Here is a 15,979-nt window from a genome sequence, read left to right as displayed (position 1 = left end):
GCCAATTGCTCGATCGCGCGATCGACCGGATTCGCGATGGGCTCGCAGGACCCGAGCCGCGGCTTCAGCCGGTCCCGGTCCGAGTGAAGCGCCGCAAGGGTTGAGCCCTCCGTCTCGAACCCTCGCGGCTGCCCCAGACAAAAGGCCCCCTCGTTCGAGGGGGCCTTTGCGTTGTTAGCCCACGGCGTCCTTGGCGGCCTTGACCGGGCGGGCGCGGACGATCTTCCGGGCCGGCTTGGCCTTGAACATCATCTCTTCACCCGTGAACGGGTTGGTGCCCTTGCGCGCCTTGGTCGCGGGCTTCTTGATGACCACGAACTTGGCGAAGCCCGGCACCAGGAACAGGCCGTTCTTCTTGAGCTCCTTGTGGCCGACGTCGGTCAGCGTCTCCATGACGTTCTTGACGTCACGCTTGGAAAGCTCGGTGGCGGTCGCAATCTTTTCGATCAATTGCGATTTGGACATCTGGGTCGGCATCGTGTCTCCTCTGATTCGTTGCCGGTTGCATATTAGACCAACCGTTGAAGGCCTATAGCCTTCTGCACAGTTTTGTCGCGAAATTACGGGCTTTTCTGGCCTGCTGTGACAAAAAACCCTGCTTTTTAGCTACTTCCGGAGCGGAGGAAGCCTCGGGCAGCGGCTTTTGCCTTGTTTCAAAGGCCCGCACGACATCTTGCTAGAACTGATTCGCCGCCTTCGACAAGCGACGACCGGCCTCTTTGTGAAAGGAGGCGCGTGTTTCACCCTGAAAAATAAGGATCGGATCGCTGGTCACCGCTCTTCCTCCCCGTAAAAATGGGGAGAAAGTGAGTGGGCGATTGGCTAGACGCGCTCGATGATGATGGCCGGCGCCATGCCGCCGGCGGCGCACATGGTGACGAGACCGCGCTTGAGGTCGCGCCGTTCGAGCTCGTCGAGCACGGTGCCGATCAGGATCGAGCCGGTGGCGCCGATGGGATGGCCGAGCGCGATCGAGCCGCCGTTGACGTTGACCTTGGCCCGGTCGAGCTTGAGGTCGCGGATATATTTTTCCGCCACCACGGCGAAGGCCTCGTTGATCTCGAACAGGTCGATGTCGTCGATCGTGAGGCCCGCCTTGGCCAGCACCTTGCGCGTTGCCGGCACCGGTGCGTTCAGCATCAGGGTCGGCGAGTCCCCCATGTTGGCCATCGCGACCACGCGGGCCCGGGCTTTAAGGCCATGCGCCTTGGCGTAAGCGGGCGAGGCCAGCAGGATCGCGGCAGCGCCGTCGACGACGCCGGACGAGTTGCCGGCGTGATGCACGAAGTCGATGTCGAGATCAGGGTACTTTTGCAGGATCAGGCCGCGATAGGTCGTGCCCTTGTCGTCGAGCGCGTAGTCCGCGACGGCAGGAAATGCCGGCTTCAGGCTGCTGAGGCCTTCCATCGTGGTCTGCGGTCGCGGGTATTCTTCATGATCCAGCGCCAGACTGCCGTCCTCGCGGTAAACAGGCACGAGGCTCTTCTTGAAGTGGCCGTTTGCGATCGCGTGCGCGGCGCGCTTCTGGCTCTCCAGCCCGAGCGCGTCGACGTCGCTTCGGGTGATGCCCTCCAGCGTCGCGATCGCATCGGCGCAGACGCCCTGATGCGACTGCGGATGCCGTGCCCGCAGGCGCAGATTGCCGCTATCCATCATCATCGGACCGCCGCCGCGGCGTCCCTCCATCGACATCATCTCGCAGCCGCCGGCGATGACGAGATCCTCGGCACCGGCCATGATCGAGCTCGCCGCCATGTTGACGCTGGTGATGCCGCTTCCGCAAAAACGATCCAGCGTCACCGCGCTGGCACGCACGTCGTAGCCGGCATCGAGCGCCGACATGCGGCCGAGATCGCCGCTTTGCGTTGCCACCTGCGCGCTGCAGCCCCAGACGATATCATCGACGTCGGCGGTATCGATGCCGGTGCGGTCGGCGAGTGCGCGCAGCACGGTCGCCCCGAGCTGCTGCGGATGAATGCCCGACAGGGCTCCCTTGCCGGCCTTGCCGATGCCCCGCGGCGTGCGGCAGGCATCAATGATCAGCGCGTCAGGCATTGGCGTCGTCCTCTTGTTTATGGGTGTTGAGAACGGTTTTGAATAAGGGGGAGAAGAGAGTCAATGTGCGGCGCTACACGGTTTCTCCGCCCCTCACTCAGATTTTCCGCTACACGAAAGCCTCAGCGACGTCATGGCCGGGCTTGTCCCGGCCATCCACGCTTGGCTCCGGGCAGGAAGAACGTGGATGCCCGGGACAAGCCCGGGAATGACGATCTCCCAGATGGCTCGACATGGAAGAAAGCCGCTACACCCCCGCTGCGTTCTTCGCGATCACGTTGCGGTAGAAGCTGGCGCTGAGTTTTGCCGTGCGGACCTGGGTGTCGAAATTGACGTGGTACAGCCCGAAACGCTTGTTGAGGCCATACACCCACTCGAAATTGTCCATCAGGCTCCAGAGGAAATAGCCGCGCACCGGCACGCCTTCGTCGGTGGCGCGCTGGAGCTGGGCGAGATAGTTGCGCAGATACATGATGCGGTCGGTGTCGTAGATCTTGCCGTCGGGCGACACCACATCGTCGCCGGAGGTGCCGTTCTCGCTGATATAGATCGCGTCCGTCTTCCAGATCTTCGCCGCCAGCTTCGGCACCCAATAGATCGTCTCGGGCCCGACGCGCAGCCAGTCCGAATTCATGTGCGGGAACGATTTCGGGATCGGCAGCGGCTTGAAGCCCGCGCCCTGGTCGGAGGCCACCACGTAGTTCTGCGGGGCGTAGATGTTGAGACCGAGGAAATCGACCGGCGAAGAGATGATCTTGAGCTCCGCATCGGTGTATTTCGGCGCGTTGGACCCGGCGTATTTCAGGAAGGCGTCGGTATAGCGGCCGGTCATGATGACGTTGAGGTAGCCAGCATTCATCTCGCGCAGCGCGATCTCCGCGGCCCGCACGTTTTCCGGCGTGTCGAAGGCAGGCGCGCAGGCATCGATGTTCTCCGCCGGCCCCACCCTGGTGCCGCGGCGGCCATGGGCGCGCACCGCCTGCACCGCGAGCCCGTGCGCCAGCGCACTGTTGTGCCTGATCTGATTGACATCGGCTTGCGGCAGCTTCAAGCCCGGCGCGTCGATGCCGACGCCGTAACCGAAATAGACGAAGCGCCCGCTCTCGTTCAACGTGAACACGTTCCTGACGCGGTCGGTGAGGTGCGCGGCCACATAAGCCGCGTAGTCGCCGAAGATCTTGCAGGTCTCGGTCGAACGCCAACCGCCGAACCGGTCCTGGAGCGATTGGGGCAGGTCCCAATGATAGAGGGTCAGCCACGGCTCGATGCCGTTCTTCAGGAGCTCGTCGACGAGACGATTGTAGAAGTCGAGCCCCTTCGGATTGGGCTTGCCGTCGCCGTCCGGGAACAGCCGCGGCCAGGCCACCGAGAAGCGATAGGCCTTGCAGCCGAGCTCCTTGATGAGGGCGATGTCCTCCTTGTAGCGGTGATAGTGCTCGTTGGCGCGGTCGCCGGTGGTGCCGTCCTCGATCTTGCCGGGGATGCGGACGAACTTGTCCCAGATCGAGGCCCCTCGCCCGTCCTCCTCGACCGCGCCCTCGACCTGATAGGACGACGTCGCCGTGCCCCAGAGAAAGCCCGCCGGAAAACCGCCTGCATTGCGCGGCGGCCGCGCCGGCTTGGCTTCGACGACAAGGGGACTCGCAATCCCAGCTGCGGACAATCCCGCCAGCTTGGCAAACCGGCGGCGCGAGACCCCCTCCGTCATTGATGCTGCTCCACTTCTTTTCGTTTCGGGCCGGCACAATGAACAGTTCCGGGCGATTTGAGAAGCGGGTGCAGGAGGTCCCAGATCCGCCACCGCAGGCGCGGCAGCACAATGCCGTTCCCTTGCCGAGATGAACGCCTATTGAGTTCAAACCGGATTCTAGCGTCGGCCTGCTCCGATTGAACCGACCACAATCTGCATCAGCCACGCGATGCCCGCGTCTTTCATAGCCGCTTTGGTCGCGATGGCCCGGATCGTATCCGGTTTGCGCGCGAAAGGCAGCTCGACCAACACGAGGCCGAAACGGCTGGCGTGCTGCTCCACCAGTCGGCGCGGCAATGCGGCGATCAAATCAGACCCGGAAAGCTGGGCAAGCGCCATCATGAAATTCGGAACAGTCAAAGCGATGCGGCGTTCGAGGCCGCGCTTTGCCAACATCTCATCAACGAAACCGCGCGGTTCCCCGCTGAGAGAGACCAGCAGGTGCTGTGATCGCGCGAACGCAGCATGGGTTGGCGCTTTTGCGAAGGGATGTCCCTTGCGCATGGCCAGCACGAACTCCTCCTCGTAAAGCCTGCGCGCCTCGAAACGCGGTGATACCGCCGGCAGCGGCAGCATTGCGATATCGAGCTCGCGTCGTTCGAGCATGTCTAGGCTTTGCTGCCAAGGCTCTCCGATTGCGCCACCGCGCGGCGCAGGCATCAGGTGGATCAGCCCGATATCAATGTGGGGCGCCGCAGTCGCGATCGATTGCAACAGCGGACCGATCGCTGAGACCAGTACGGCATCGGGAGCGCCAATCGTAAATCGACGGCCACTTTGCTCCGGGTCGAACGGTGTGGCCGAGCCGATCAGCTGTTCGACGCGCGCGATGATCTCGGCCACCGGCTCTCCAAGCTCCAAGGCCCGTTCCGTTGGAACGACCCCCTTCGGAGTCCGCAAAAACAGCGGATCGTTCAGCAGAAGACGGAGCCGGCCGAGCGCATGGCTGACAGCCGACGGCGTCAGGCTCAGCCGAGCGGCTGCACGCGCCACATGGCGCTCTTCCAAAACCACACGGAAGAGCACGAGGAGATTGAGGTCGATCCTGGATAAATCAATTTGGTTCAGCATGTTGCTGAAATCATATCGCTGGATTCATTGGGATCAAGGCTTCATGCATGGGGCTCATCGTTCGATCAGGAGCTGAGAAATGACCAACAAACCGTCCGGGCTGAACAGGTGGCCATGCGAGCAGGAAAAGATATCGCGGCGCTCGATGATGGCCGCTACCGCAGCAATTCCCCTGTCCGGTCAGCTTTCGGCCGATGCGGCCGCTGGAAGCGACGCGATAGCAGGCCTCGTCGAACGCGCCCGCGAGAAGAATGCCGCCTTCGTGCGTGGCGATGTGGACCGCTGGTCCCAGCTTGTCCGCATCGCGCCCGATTTCACTCTGATGCAGCCCTTTGGCGGGCCTACGAGTCGGGGATTCGACGCTAGCCCCCAGCGTCTGGCTGCCCTATCGCGATACTTCAGGGAAGGCGAAACCGAACTTGAGGTTTTGCAAACCTATGCATCCGACGCGCTCGTCGCTCTCGTCATGGTCGAACGCCAGCGCGCCGAAGTGGGCGGGCTGCCGGCTCAAGACTGGTCGCTACGCGTGACCGAAGTCTACCGCAAGGACGGCACGGATTGGCAACTCGTGCACCGTCATGCGGATCCGCTGGTCCGAAGCATCACCTTGCAACAGGCGGCGATACTCGCCCGGGGCTGGCCGGAGGAAGAATGACGAAGCGCCGCAGATGAGCTGGATTCGGAGCTGGCTAGCGGCCAGGCGAGACGACGAGCGATTCGTCGCGATGTTCAGCGCGAGCGCTTCGGCAATTTCGGCAGCTTGTCGGGATTGAATGCCGGCATCTGCCCTGGTGGTTCAGGTGGGGGCGGCTGTTGTTCCCTGAGGATGAGCGTTCCGTGGAGGATCATGCCCGGCGCCTGAGGTGCTGTCGCGGTGTAGGTCGCGATCTTGCCAGGGCAGCTTCCCTCGATCGTCAACGTCAGCTCTTGATCGTTGCCGAACACGGTGGCGCGTCCGTCGGTGTGACGCTTCGTCAATACGGTTGCGGTGAAGCGATCTCCATCGATCTGGCAGGTGCCGTGATAGGTCATCAGGCTGTCACGGCCCCAGATCTGGCCGTCTGCGACATGGACGATCCCGGTACCCTGGTCGATCGGCGTCTTGTACCACGCCGCGTAGGTGCCGTCCTTCAGCATGGGAGCAGCCTCCTTGGTGTTCCCACGCCGACAAGTGGCATCATTAGCGCCAACAAAGCGTTAATGACCGGGCCCGTGCCAATCCGGTCTTTCCTTGCGCAGCTCGGCCTCGAGTTCCTCGATGATGCTGTGAAGCAGACACGCGGCTAGCGGATCGGTCACCTCGCGCTCCAGATCCCGGTACCGCGCAATCTGGAATTCCTGCTCTCTCAACTGGCGCTCTGTCATCACACGGGCCCTCCGGCGAACCGACGCGGAGACGGCCGGAGAGTTTCGTTACAATTTTCAGATCATTTGCGATGGTTTCCAGTCGGTTAAAGCCGCGGCCGGCTTGCGGATTGCCCGAAAAGGTTGCCGTTGGGACTGGCAACACCAACCCGAGCGCGGCGGTTGACGTCCAGACCGCTGCTTCCAATTGCGTGCGCGGCGGGCTTCTGCTAGCTTGAGGTACGTGCCTCATTTCACCTCGCCGGCCGGGTCGGTGACCCGCCTCTGCCGCAACGATGCGGGTAGCGGCTGATTGCCGTGCCGCTGGGGGTGAGGCATGCGCCCAATCTGGGCTCAAGCAGAGTTGGCCATCAAAAAGGGCCGACCGCATAGGGGAGGAATGATATGCAGCGTCTCTTGGTTGCAGGTGTGTCTGTTGCCTTCGCGATCGCAGCGGGTGTCGGCCCGACGGATGCGGCGGACAAGAAGGTTCTGGCCTTCGTCGTCAACGGGGCGTCCGACTTCTGGAAGATCGCCGAGGCCGGGATGAAGAAGGCGCAGGGCGAGCTGCCCAACTACGAGCTCCAGTTCAAATATCCGGAACAGGCTGCGGCCGCCGTGCAGCAGCGCGTGATGGACGACCTCGTCGCCGCCGGTGCCGCCGGCATCATGGTCAGCGCGGTCGATCCAAAGAACCAGACCGAGCATCTCAACAAGGTTGCGTCCCAGACCGTCCTGTTCACCACCGACAGCGACGCGCCGAAATCCAAGCGCGTGGCCTATATCGGCTCCTCCAACACCGATCTCGGCAAGGAGGCAGGAAAGCTGATGGTCAAGGCGCTGCCGAACGGCGGCAAATGCGTCGGCTTCGTCGGCCTGCCCGGCGCCGACAACGCACGCGAGCGCATCGAAGGCGTGAAGGAGACGCTCAAAGGCTCGAAGGTCGAGCTCGTCGACGTTCGCGGCGACGAGATCGACCAGACCCGCGCCAAGCGCAACGTCGAGGACATCCTCGCCGCCATGCCCGATGTGAGCTGCCTCGTCGGCTTCTACTCCTACAACACGCCGCGGATCTACGAGGTGCTCAAGGAGGCCGGCAAGCTCGGCAAGATCAAGATCATCGGCTTCGACGAGGATCCGATTACGCTCGGCGGCGTCAAGGAAGGCAGCATCGTCGGCACGGTGGTGCAGCAGCCATTCGAATGGGGCTATCAGGGCATGAAGCTGATGGCGAACTACATCGGCGGCAACAAGTCCGGCATTCCGGCCAACGGTATCATCATCGTGCCCGGCAAGGTCATCGAAAAGGCGAATGTCGACGAGTTCATGGCCTCGATGAAGCAGATGCTGAAGAAATAGGAGAGATCCGCGCTGCCCGCCGCGCAGCCTGCCATGCCAGAACCGTTCCTCGAGCTGGTCGACATCAGCAAGAGCTATCCAGGCGTGGTCGCCCTCGACCACGTCGGTCTGCAGGTGTCGCCCGGCGAGGTCGTTGCGCTGATCGGCGAGAACGGCGCCGGCAAGTCGACGCTGATGCGCGTGCTCGGCGGGGTCGTGGAGCCCAGCGGCGGCTTCATCCGTGTCGACGGCGCCGCGCGATCTTCGCTCACCGTGGCGGATGCGATCAAGGCGGGCATCGCCTTCGTCCATCAGGAACTGAACCTGTTCGACAATCTCGATGTCGCCGGCAATGTCTTCATCGGCCGCGAGCCCGTGCACGGCGGACCCTTGCGGCTGATCGATCGTAAACGGATGTATGCCGATGTCGCGCCGCTGCTGGAGCGGCTGGGCTGCGATTTCGCGGCCGATGCGCCGCTCACCGAACTGTCGCTGGCGCAGCGCCAGCTGGTCGAGATCATGAAGGCGCTTTCGCTCGATGCTCGTCTCGTCATCATGGACGAGCCGACCTCGAGCCTGACGCTCGCCGAGACGGACCGCCTGATGCGGACCGTGGCCGGCCTGAAGGCCCACGGAGTCAGCATCATCTTCATCACGCATCGGCTCAACGAGGTGATGCAGTGCGCCGACCGCGCGGTCGTGCTGCGCGACGGGCGCGTGGTCGGCGCGCTGACGCGTGCGGAGCTCTCTCCGGCGGCGATGATCCGCTTGATGATCGGCCGCGACCTGAAATCGCTCTACGTTCCGCCGGCCGCGCCGGCCGGCGACAGCGTGCTGGAGATCGTCGATGCCGTCACCGACACCTATCCCGGCCGCGCCGTGAGCCTGTCGGTCCGCCGCGGCGAGATCCTCGGGCTTGCCGGTCTCGTCGGGTCCGGCCGCACCGAGCTCGCCCGCGCCGTCTTCGGCATCGACCCGTTGCGTGGCGGCGCGATACGGCTCGACGGCGAGCCGATCCGCATCGCAAGCCCGCGTGCCGCCATCGAGCACGGCATCTATCTCGTTCCGGAGGACCGTAAGGGCGCCGGCCTGCTGCTCGACGTCTCGATCGCCGAAAACATCTCGCTGCCGGATCTGGCGTCCTATATGCGCTTCTGGCTGGTGGATACCGATCGCGAGAACGAGAATGCGGTGCGTCAGCGGGAGCGCCTCAAGATCCGCGCGCCCGACGTCAAGACCGCCGCCGGCTCGCTGTCGGGAGGCAACCAGCAGAAGGTCGTGCTCGCCAAATGGCTGTCGATGCGGCCGAAGGTGCTGATTGTCGACGAGCCGACGCGCGGGGTCGACGTCGGAGCCAAGCAGGAAATCTACGGCATGCTGCGCCGCCTGACCGATGCCGGGGTGGCGATCCTGATGATCTCCAGCGACATGGAGGAGGTGATCGGGGTCAGCGACCGGCTCGCGGTGATGCATGAAGGCGCGATCTCGGGCTTCCTTGATCGCAGCCAGTTCAGTGAGCACAATGTGCTGCAGCTTGCCGTTGGCCACACAATCACGGCGGAGGGACCTTGAGCAAGAAAGACCTGAGCCTTCTCGTTCTGATTCTGGTGGTCGGGACCGTTGTCGCCCTGATCAATCCGAGATTCCTGTACGTCGGCAATCTCTCGAACACCGCCAACCAGATCGGGTTGTTCGGCATCTTCTCCATCGCCGAAGCCTTCATCATCATCATCGGCGGGATCGAGCTGTCGGTGGGTTCGGTGATCGCACTGCTGGGCGTCCTGTTCATCGACCTGATCGTCAATCACGACGTCAACTGGATCGTAGCCCTCGCGATGATCGTCGCGGCCGGGCTCGTGATCGGCCTCATTCATGGCACGCTGGTGACCAGGATGCGGATCCAGGCTTTCGTGGTCACGCTGTGCGGCCTCCTGATCTACCGCGGCGCGGCGCGCTATTACACCGAGGACGCGACGGCGGGCTTCGGCTTCGGCGCGAGCTTTCCGATGTTGGAATGGCTGGCCGCCGGCCGCACAAACGTGCTCGGATTCCCGCTGCCGCACAGCGTGGTGGCGCTCGCCGTGGTGGCCGTGATCGCCTGGGTGGTGCTTCACCGCTCGGTGTTCGGCCGCTATCTCCTTGCCGTCGGCAAGAACGAGGAAGCCGCACGGTACTCCGGCATTCGCACCAACCGCGTGATCATCTCGGCCTATGTCATCTGTGGCGGGCTGACTGCGTTTTCGGCGATCCTGATCGCGATGTACACCCGTTCGATTTCGCCGGCGGTGCACGGCTCGTTCTACGAGCTCTACGCCATCGCCGCCGCCGTGCTCGGCGGCTGCTCCTTGCGCGGCGGCGAAGGCTCGATCATCGGCGTCGTGCTCGGCACCGTGCTGCTCCAGGTGCTGCAGAATCTCGTCAACCTGCTGGGCATTCCGAGCTCGCTCAATTTCGCGGTGATGGGAACGGTGATCCTGGTCGGCGTGCTCGGCGATCAATATCTGGTGCAGCGACGCCACCGCGCGAGTGCGGCCAAAGGCCGGGAGCAGGCGAACGTCGCTGCGGCTCCGCTCGAGCGCGTGAAGGTGGAGTGAAAATCTAGAACGTCACCCGCAACCCCGCGTAAAACGCGCGCGGCCTTGCCGGGCTCAGCGAGCGCGGGTCGGTGAAATCCGCGCCGCCATTGGTGAAGTTGGGCAAGGCGTCGCGGTCGAAGAACTGGCCGTAGGTCACGTAACGCTTGTCGAAGATGTTGTCGACGCGGCCGTAGAGCTGGACGTTCTTCGCGACCTGATAGGAGGTGTGGAGATTGAACACCGTATAGGACGGCAGCTTCGCGAACTGGTTGGACTCGTCGCCGACCAGATACTGGCTGGAGACGAACAGCGCGTTGCCGCCGACCTTCCAGACGTCGGTCACGGCATAGTCGACGCCGACCTTGACGCGGTGGCGCGGGACTGCCGGGATCTGGTTTCCGGGCCTGACCTGAATGGTCTCGGAGGTATCGTCGGCAAACGGGCTTTCCGAGCCGAGCTCGAGCGGATCAAGGAAGCGGGCATCGACGAACGCGTAACTCGCCTGGAACTGCAGCGTCGGAGACTTGATGTTGACTTCGGCTTCGAGCCCCTGCCGCCGGGTGCGGCCTACGTTCGAAAAATAGCCGAAACCAGTCCGGCCAACGACCGGCACCGCCATGATGTCGTCGTGGTTGGTGGCGCGAAAGCCGCCGATCTTCCATCCGAGGGTGCCGATGTTCAACTCCTTGGTGCCCCGGAAACCGGCCTCCACGGTCTTGGAGACGACCTGCTTCAACGGTGGATCCGCAACCAGGAAGGCCGCGATGAGACAGGGCCTGGCGGGATCGGCGCAGCCGAGCTCGAGCGGTGTCGGCACGCGGTTGGCCTCGGAATAGCCGGCATAGGCGGTCAATTCCGGCGTGATCCTGTAGGTGCCGCCGATGATCGGATTGAAACGCGTGAAGGTGTGATCGCCGTTGAGCGCAGTCCCAAGCTGATCTTCCAACGTGATCCGCGCCGCATTGAAGCGGCCGCCCCCCGTGATGGCGAAGGCATCCGTGACGTTGAACGTATCCATCGCGTAGAGGCCGTTATACTGATTGACGGTCCGCAGCGAGACCGGGCCGGCGACGGGGTCCGCCACAGGAGTCGGTCCCAGGAAAACGCCGCTGCCGCTGACGACGTAGTTCTCTCCCATCGAGCCGATTTCGGAGGAGGCGTTGTAGCGCGTGACGCTGGCGTCATAGGTTGCGCCCACCACGAAGCGGTTGTCATGACCGAACAACTGGTCGGTGTTGGTGGCCTGCCCCGACACGCCGAACGTGGTCGAACGGATCGAGCCGCGGTCGATCGCGCCGAGGATCGTGCCCGGCGCAAATGGATTGGCAAGCTGCACGCCGCCCGCGCCGTAGGCGGGTGAGGTGTCGTCGCCAAAGCAGAGCAGCGCCGGATCTGCAGCGCACTCCTCCACATCGGTCGGGTTGCCGTCGACCACCTTCTGCTCGTACCTGCGTACACGCGCGGTGCCTTCGAGCGTCCAGGTCGGCGTCGCGTCGACCTTGCCGGTCAGGTTGAGATAGCCGACGCGATTGGAGGTGGTCTGCGGCGTGGTGTAGGTCGCGCCCCAATATCTGTCGAGCAGCTCGGCCGGGACTGTGGCGCTGGCGCCGAAATCGTTCTTGGCCACGCCCATATTGGCGTGGAATTCGCTGTCGCCGGCCCTGTAGCCGACATCGCCGTAGAAGCGCCGCACGGTCGATTGGGAAAAATTGCGGAAGCCGTTGTCGCGCAGTCCTTCGAGCGCACCGTAGACGGCGAAGTTCTGGTCGACCTGCTTGCCCCATTGCGCCGAGCCCTGGATGCGGCCGAACGATCCGCCCATGAGGTCGAGCTCGGCGCCCTGATAGGTGAAGCCGTCCTTCATTTGCAGGTTGATCGCGCCGCCGAGTGCATTGAGGCCGAAGGCCGGATTGTTGGTCACCAGCGTCACCGACCTGATCGCGGCCGTCGGAATCAGGTCCCAATTGACGGCGTCCGAGAAGGCCTCGTTGATGCGGACGCCGTTCTGGTACACCGCAAGGCCTTGCGGCGTGCCGGTCACGGGCGAAGCGACGAAGCCGCGGAATTCGACATCGGGCTGGAATGGATTGCCGGTAACTTCGCTGATGTTGACGCCGGCGATGTTGTCGCGCAGCGCGTCCGTGACGTTCAGCGAACCGGTGCGCCTGATCTGGTTGGCATCGACGGCATTGATCGCCGACGGAACCTTGTCGACATCGAGACCCCGGCCGGTGCCCGGCGAGGTCGGATAGACGTAAAGGCGTGTCCTCGGCGCGGCCGATCCCGGCGCCCCCACGCGCGCAACAGGTCGCGACGGCGCCGCGCGCCGCGCTGCCGAAGGTGGTGCGGTCACCTCGACCGGCGGCAGGTTCTGGACGTTGGTCTCCTCGTCCGGCGCGGCCCCGGCAGGGGTCGCATAGACCAAGCCCGATACCAGCCCGGTCGACACCGAAGCCATCAACAAAGCACGCTTCAACGAAACAACCTTGCCCATCCCCGCCTTCCCATCCGTGGCCACCGACTGTTTTGATGTTCCGCCGATTGGTCGGGACGAGTTTATTCGGCCGCAATGGGGACGCCAGCCACAAAAGGTCGGACCCTATCCACACCCATTTTCCCGACCAAATCGGGAATTTTTCCCGATAGCTTTGGATGCGATCAGGTTGCCGCTGTCGGCACCAGCGCTTCCACGGTCACACCGCCCTCACCCGAGACCACATTGAGCGTGCCGCCGAGCGCCAGGATCCGCTCGCGCATGCCGACGAGGCCGAAGCCGAGCTTCTGGCCTGGCTCCATGCCGCGGCCGTCGTCGCTGACCCGCACCCGGGCGCAGAAGCGGCCGCCGGCCTGCTCGACCGGCTCGATGACGACGCTGACCGAGGTCGCACCGGCGTGGCGGAACACATTGGTGAGCGCCTCCTGCACGATGCGGTAGATGGTGAGATCGGCGGTCTCGCCGGTGGGGCCCAGCGCCGGCGAGATCGAGGTCTCGATCGCAACGTCGGGATGCGACTCCCGCCACAGCCGCGACAGGGATTCGAGCGCCTGGCGCAGGCCGAGCTCGGCAAGGCCCACGGGCCGAAGACGCTCCAGCACGCGGCGATTGAACTGCTGGAGCGCATTGATCTGCTCCAGCATGGCGCTGCCATGTTTGCGCACGGCATCCGCACTCGGCTCGCGTCCGTCTGCCTGCTTCGCCAGCGCGCTCGCATGTGCGCGCAGCGAGAACAGATAGGGTCCGAACTCGTCGTGCAATTCGCGGGCGATCTCCTTGCGCTCGATGTCCTGCAGCGACACCGCGCGCTCGGCGAGGCGCCGCTTGTCCTCGACCGCTTCACCAAGCGTCGCGGCAAGATGGTTGAGCCTGGTGCAGATCGCCGCGAGCTCCGGCGCGCCGCCCGGCGCGACGCGGGCCTCGTAATGTCCGCTTTCGAGCTTCCCCATGGCGTCCGCCAGCGACTGCAACGGTGCCAGCGCACGGCCGACCACCTTCATCATCAGGAAGAACAGCGCGAGCGCGATCGCCGAGCCGACCTCGAGCTGGGTCACGATGCCGTCCCAGATCTCGGCGATCTCGTCGTCGGGATGCGAGGTGATCACGAGCGAGCCGGGCTTGCCGCGGATCGAGACCGGCACGCTGACCGCGGTCTGCTCCGGATGGACCAGGCTGACGAACCAGGCCGGCGGGGCACGCGTGTCGACATCGGAGCCAAGCCGGCGGGGCGTCAGCGGGTTCCCACCGGAATCGTGCAGCGCGATGCTGACATGGCGCAGGCGGTTGAGATCGCGCGCGATCTGGTTCAGCCTGGCATCAGGATCGGGTGCCTCGTTGAGATCGGCAACGATCATCTCGATGAATTCGCGCGCGAGGCGGATCACGCTCTGGTCCTCGGCCTGCACGCGCGGGCCGGCCTCGGCGATCTGCCGGCCGATATTGACCGCGAGCCCCAGCGCCAGCAGCAGCGCCAGCAAGAGATTGATGCGCCCGCGCAAGGAAAGATTCTGCCACATTGGTCTCGCTCGTGCCTCGCGAAGGGTTGGCGCCTGTCCGACGACGTTGACAGAGGCGAACCGCCCGATATCTAATCGGAAGCGTACAGCAATCCCAGCCGGGTTGCATGAGCCGACACGAGACGCGCGTCTTGCCTGGTCAGTCTCATGCGGCACAGAACAGGCAAGCTCCAAGGGAACGGGCTGTTGCGGGGAACGCCTATGCGCATTCTGATCGTCGACGATCATCCCATCGTCGCCTCCGGCTGCCGTGCCGTGCTGGCCGACGAAGGCGAGATCGAAATCTTGGAAGCCGCCGATGCCGAGGACGGCGAGTGCGTCTTCATCGTCGAACGTCCCGACCTCTGCATCATCGACATCAATCTGCCGACCGTCTCCGGATTCGAGCTCGCGCGCCGCATCCTCGAGCGCGCGCCCGAGGCCCGCATCATCATGTTCAGCATGAATGACGACCCCGCCTTCGCTGCGCGCGCGATCGAGTGCGGCGCCAAGGGCTACGTCTCCAAGACCGGCGACCCCGACGACCTCGTCGAGGCGATCCGCGCCGTCGGAAGCGGCGGCACCTATCTTCCGACCGCGATCGCGCGCAGCATCGCCTTCGCCGGGCCGACGCTGGCGCAAAACCCGCTGTCGAAGCTGAACGCGCGCGAGATGGAGATTCTGCGGCTGCTCAGCGCCGGCAAGAGCCTGTCCGAGATCGCGTGGCTGGTGCAATCGTCCTACAAGACGGTGGCCAATACCTCGTCCATCATGCGCCAGAAGCTCGGGGTGAAGACCTCGGTGGAGCTGGTGCGGCTCGCGATCGACAGCGGCGTCGCCTGACCACGCCACGAATTCGGTCACACAACCGTTGCAATCTTGATGTGGTGAGATGCCACGGAGCTCTTAGGCATGACGATTCAGACTCTCTCGACCAACAAATCCCATGGCGGCGTGCAGGGCGTCTATCGCCATGCCAGCCAGGTGACCGGAACCGACATGGTGTTCTCGGTCTATATCCCGCCGCATGCGGACGGGGCCAAGCTGCCCGTGGTCTGGTATCTCTCCGGCCTTACGTGCACGCATGCCAACGTCACCGAGAAGGGCGAATTCCGCAAGGCCTGTGCCGAGCTCGGCCTGATCTTCGTCGCGCCCGACACCTCACCGCGCGGGCCCGATGTGCCGGGCGATGCCAACAACGCCTATGATTTTGGCCTCGGGGCCGGCTTCTATGTGGACGCCACGCAAGAGCCGTTCGCGCGCAATTATCGCATGTGGAGCTACGTCACGGACGAGCTGCCGAAGCTGGTTGCGGAGAGCTTTCCGGTCGATGCCAGGCGGCAATCGGTGATGGGCCACTCGATGGGCGGCCACGGCGCGCTGACGGTGGCGCTGCGCAATCCGCACCGCTTTCGCGCAGCCAGCGCCTTTGCCCCGATCGTGGCGCCCTCGCTCGTGCCCTGGGGCATCAAGGCGCTGACCGGCTATCTCGGACCGAACAAGGAGGCCTGGCGCAATCACGACACGGTGGCGCTGATCGAGGACGGCGCCAAGTTCTCCGGCTTCCTGGTCGACGTCGGCGAGGCCGACAATTTCCTGAAGGAGCAGCTCAGGCCGGAGCTGCTCGAGGCCGCCTGCGCCAAGGCGGGCATCCCGTTGACGCTGCGGCGCCAGGCGGGCTACGACCACAGCTATTATTTCATCTCGACCTTCATGAGCGATCATCTGCACTGGCATGCGGAGAGGCTGAAGGGGTGATTCTTGCTTACCCTCCCCTGGAGGGGTCCGGGACGAGCGTAGCTCGCCCGGGGGTCGCAGCGCATGAAGCGCAGCGGAATGCGGGGTGGGGTGGGGT

Annotated in this window: 14 protein-coding genes; 6 read left to right on the top strand and 8 right to left on the bottom strand. The window is 64.2% G+C overall.

The window, feature by feature from the left end; all coding sequences use genetic code 11:
- Positions 1-174: 174 nt before the first annotated feature.
- The 4 genes from I6F17_RS19155 to I6F17_RS19140 form a co-directional block, all read right to left on the bottom strand.
- Positions 175-477, bottom strand: a complete 303-nt coding sequence (locus I6F17_RS19155) for an HU family DNA-binding protein (protein ID WP_018320691.1) — start codon at positions 475-477, stop codon at positions 175-177.
- A 345-nt stretch (positions 478-822) separates the two neighbouring features.
- On the bottom strand, positions 823-2,055 hold the full coding sequence (locus tag I6F17_RS19150; RefSeq protein ID WP_036042069.1) for an acetyl-CoA C-acetyltransferase: 1,233 nt from the start codon (positions 2,053-2,055) through the stop codon (positions 823-825).
- Positions 2,056-2,302: 247 nt separating this feature from the next.
- Entirely contained in the window at positions 2,303-3,763 is a 1,461-nt protein-coding gene (locus I6F17_RS19145) for a GH1 family beta-glucosidase (protein ID WP_225125436.1), read from the bottom strand.
- Between the two features lie 159 nt (positions 3,764-3,922).
- Positions 3,923-4,876, bottom strand: coding sequence for a LysR family transcriptional regulator (locus I6F17_RS19140; protein WP_225125434.1), 954 nt, complete (start codon positions 4,874-4,876; stop codon positions 3,923-3,925).
- Positions 4,877-4,955: 79 nt separating this feature from the next.
- Between I6F17_RS19140 and I6F17_RS19135 the strand changes: the two genes are divergently transcribed.
- Positions 4,956-5,531, top strand: coding sequence for a DUF4440 domain-containing protein (locus tag I6F17_RS19135; protein ID WP_036042059.1), 576 nt, complete (start codon positions 4,956-4,958; stop codon positions 5,529-5,531).
- A gap of 74 nt (positions 5,532-5,605) precedes the next feature.
- On the opposite strand, the gene I6F17_RS19130 is transcribed toward I6F17_RS19135, so the two are convergent.
- Positions 5,606-6,013: a hypothetical protein gene (locus I6F17_RS19130; RefSeq protein ID WP_036007872.1), complete on the bottom strand. Its 408-nt coding sequence runs from the start codon at positions 6,011-6,013 to the stop codon at positions 5,606-5,608.
- A gap of 60 nt (positions 6,014-6,073) precedes the next feature.
- Positions 6,074-6,241 (bottom strand): hypothetical protein, encoded by a 168-nt coding sequence (locus tag I6F17_RS19125; protein ID WP_193375083.1) that lies wholly within the window; start codon positions 6,239-6,241, stop codon positions 6,074-6,076.
- A gap of 384 nt (positions 6,242-6,625) precedes the next feature.
- Between I6F17_RS19125 and I6F17_RS19120 the strand changes: the two genes are divergently transcribed.
- The 3 genes from I6F17_RS19120 to I6F17_RS19110 are packed head-to-tail and all read left to right on the top strand — an operon-like array spanning position 6,626 to position 10,152.
- Entirely contained in the window at positions 6,626-7,579 is a 954-nt protein-coding gene (locus tag I6F17_RS19120; RefSeq protein ID WP_036007875.1) for a sugar-binding protein, read from the top strand.
- 33 nt (positions 7,580-7,612) lie between these two features.
- Positions 7,613-9,130: a sugar ABC transporter ATP-binding protein gene (locus I6F17_RS19115; protein ID WP_225125432.1), complete on the top strand. Its 1,518-nt coding sequence runs from the start codon at positions 7,613-7,615 to the stop codon at positions 9,128-9,130.
- A complete protein-coding gene (locus tag I6F17_RS19110) occupies positions 9,127-10,152 on the top strand; it encodes an ABC transporter permease (RefSeq protein ID WP_036042037.1) in 1,026 nt (341 codons plus the stop codon). The genes I6F17_RS19115 and I6F17_RS19110 overlap by 4 nt, the downstream gene beginning before the upstream one ends.
- A 4-nt stretch (positions 10,153-10,156) precedes the next feature.
- On the opposite strand, the gene I6F17_RS19105 is transcribed toward I6F17_RS19110, so the two are convergent.
- Positions 10,157-12,628, bottom strand: coding sequence for a TonB-dependent receptor (locus I6F17_RS19105; protein WP_225125429.1), 2,472 nt, complete (start codon positions 12,626-12,628; stop codon positions 10,157-10,159).
- Between the two features lie 164 nt (positions 12,629-12,792).
- Positions 12,793-14,145, bottom strand: coding sequence for a histidine kinase (locus I6F17_RS19100; protein WP_225125427.1), 1,353 nt, complete (start codon positions 14,143-14,145; stop codon positions 12,793-12,795).
- 201 nt (positions 14,146-14,346) lie between these two features.
- Between I6F17_RS19100 and I6F17_RS19095 the strand changes: the two genes are divergently transcribed.
- Both I6F17_RS19095 and fghA read left to right on the top strand, forming a co-directional pair.
- Positions 14,347-14,967, top strand: a complete 621-nt coding sequence (locus I6F17_RS19095) for a response regulator transcription factor (protein ID WP_036007891.1) — start codon at positions 14,347-14,349, stop codon at positions 14,965-14,967.
- A 69-nt stretch (positions 14,968-15,036) separates the two neighbouring features.
- Complete coding sequence (gene fghA, locus I6F17_RS19090; protein ID WP_036042032.1) at positions 15,037-15,882, top strand: S-formylglutathione hydrolase; 846 nt, start codon at positions 15,037-15,039, stop codon at positions 15,880-15,882.
- The last annotated feature ends 97 nt before the right edge of the window (positions 15,883-15,979 follow it).

The sequence above is a fragment of the Bradyrhizobium sp. NBAIM18 genome (assembly GCF_020193825.1).
Classification (GTDB): Bacteria; Pseudomonadota; Alphaproteobacteria; order Rhizobiales; family Xanthobacteraceae; genus Bradyrhizobium; species Bradyrhizobium yuanmingense.
Note: the sequence above shows the minus strand (reverse complement) of the source record. Positions and strands in the feature narration are given on the sequence as shown.

Bases quoted from the DNA above. Each gene is read 5' to 3' on its own strand.
- I6F17_RS19120 (WP_036007875.1), top strand. From the start codon at position 6,626: ATGCAGCGTCTCTTGGTTGCAGGTGTGTCTGTTGCCTTCGCGATCGCA.
- fghA (WP_036042032.1), top strand. From the start codon at position 15,037: ATGACGATTCAGACTCTCTCGACCAACAAATCCCATGGCGGCGTGCAG.
- I6F17_RS19125 (WP_193375083.1), bottom strand. From the start codon at position 6,241: ATGACAGAGCGCCAGTTGAGAGAGCAGGAATTCCAGATTGCGCGGTAC.
- I6F17_RS19130 (WP_036007872.1), bottom strand. From the start codon at position 6,013: ATGCTGAAGGACGGCACCTACGCGGCGTGGTACAAGACGCCGATCGAC.
- I6F17_RS19150 (WP_036042069.1), bottom strand. From the start codon at position 2,055: ATGCCTGACGCGCTGATCATTGATGCCTGCCGCACGCCGCGGGGCATC.
- I6F17_RS19140 (WP_225125434.1), bottom strand. From the start codon at position 4,876: ATGCTGAACCAAATTGATTTATCCAGGATCGACCTCAATCTCCTCGTG.
- I6F17_RS19115 (WP_225125432.1), top strand. From the start codon at position 7,613: ATGCCAGAACCGTTCCTCGAGCTGGTCGACATCAGCAAGAGCTATCCA.
- I6F17_RS19095 (WP_036007891.1), top strand. From the start codon at position 14,347: ATGCGCATTCTGATCGTCGACGATCATCCCATCGTCGCCTCCGGCTGC.
- I6F17_RS19100 (WP_225125427.1), bottom strand. From the start codon at position 14,145: ATGTGGCAGAATCTTTCCTTGCGCGGGCGCATCAATCTCTTGCTGGCG.
- I6F17_RS19145 (WP_225125436.1), bottom strand. From the start codon at position 3,763: ATGACGGAGGGGGTCTCGCGCCGCCGGTTTGCCAAGCTGGCGGGATTG.
- I6F17_RS19105 (WP_225125429.1), bottom strand. From the start codon at position 12,628: ATGGGCAAGGTTGTTTCGTTGAAGCGTGCTTTGTTGATGGCTTCGGTG.
- I6F17_RS19135 (WP_036042059.1), top strand. From the start codon at position 4,956: ATGACCAACAAACCGTCCGGGCTGAACAGGTGGCCATGCGAGCAGGAA.
- I6F17_RS19155 (WP_018320691.1), bottom strand. From the start codon at position 477: ATGCCGACCCAGATGTCCAAATCGCAATTGATCGAAAAGATTGCGACC.